Consider the following 1495-nt stretch of genomic DNA (forward strand, 5'->3'; position numbering starts at 1 on the left):
GACGACGCGAACTGCTCCCGCAGACCGTCGACGCCGTCGCCGCCCTGGTCTCCGACCGCACCATCACCTGGTGAAACGCCCCGGAGCAGCACATCACGCGACCTCAACTATTGCGCACAAGATCGTTAGAGATCAGTTCAGAATGATTAGGCGTGTTGTGCCTGCTCGCGAGGTGGGTGGCAGACTACCGAGGTGCATGAGAGCAACTCGGGCTTGGAACGGGTCTGGATCTTCCATGGGGACGGCGCGTCGTTCGCCTCCGCGGTGTTCTCCTCGGAGGCGGAGGGGCGCGCTTGGGCGCAGCGTCACTTGGTGAGCGGTGTGCTCACGGAGTATCCGGTCGGTGATGGCTGCTACGACGTTGCGGTGCGCGAGGGCCGGTTCCGCCCGAGTAAGGATCACCATGGTTCCCCGCGTCATGTGGCGGGGTTCAGCCCGGGGCTGCGGCATGTGCACCTGCGAGAGGGCCGACCGTACTGAGTCCTGTGTTCGTGGCGACCTTGTTGGTCAACTGTCGCGCAGGTGGCGGAGGCAGATGATTGTGCAGGCAAGGCTGAGCAGGGCTTGATGGATGTCGGCGCGGCGTTCGTAGCGGGTGCGCAGGCGTTTGAAGGCGTGCAGCCAGGCGAAGCTGCGTTCGACGAACCAACGTGCGCGTCCCAGGCCGGAGCCGTGGGGCACGCCACGGCGTGCGATGACCGGGGTTATACCCATCGCCCTAACGAGCCTGCGGTGGCTGTCGTGGTCGTAGCCACGATCGCCGTAGACCCGCCACGGACGGCGGCGTGGGCGTCCGACCAGTCCACGGATCGGCGGGATCGCGTGTAGTAGCGGTATGAGCTGGGTGACGTCGTTGCGGTTGCCGCCGGTGACGATCACGGCCAAGGGAATGCCTGCGGCGTCGGTGATCAGGTGGTGCTTGGAACCGGGGCGGCCACGGTCGACTGGGCTTGGCCCCGTCTGGTCCCCCTTTTGAGGGCGCGGACGTGGCTGCTGTCCACGATGGCGCGGGCCAGGTCCAGGCGGCCGGCCACACGCAGTTCCGCCAGCAGCGCCTCGTGCAGCCGCTGCCACACTCCGGCGGATTGCCACTCGGCGAGGCGGCGCCAGCACGTCGCGCCGGAGACGCCGAACAAGGCCGTGGGCAGGCGGTTCCAGCCAATCCCGGTGGCCAATACGAAAAGGATGCCCTCCAGGGCGGCACGGTCGTCGGCACGCCGACGCCCGGGGAACCGGAACCGGCGTGATAGCGCCGGGATCAGCGGTTCCAGCCGCTGCCAGAGCTGGTCAGTGAGCGCACGGTCGGACACGACAGCAGTCTCGACGGCACAGCACGCCTACCGACGGACATGAAGTCCGCTCATTCTGAACTGAGCTTTTACGATCTTGTGCGCAATAGTTGAGGTCACGCGATGTGCTGCTCCGGGGCGTTTCACCAGGTGATGGTGCGGTCGGAGACCAGGGCGGCGACGGCGTCGACGGTCTGCGGGAGCAG

At 66.9% G+C, this 1495-nt stretch carries 1 protein-coding gene; it reads right to left on the reverse strand.

From position 1 onward, the window contains the following. Positions 1-507: 507 nt before the first annotated feature. Positions 508-1310 (reverse strand): IS5 family transposase gene (locus AB0J67_RS41110; RefSeq protein WP_363491248.1). Its coding sequence is split into 2 segments (ribosomal slippage): positions 508-971 and positions 971-1310, totalling 804 coding nucleotides; the frame shifts between segments, so codons are not numbered across the junction. Positions 1311-1495: the final 185 nt, after the last annotated feature.

Origin of the sequence: Catellatospora sp. NPDC049609, assembly GCF_040675365.1 — a bacterium.
Lineage (GTDB): Bacteria > Actinomycetota > Actinomycetes > Mycobacteriales > Micromonosporaceae > Catellatospora.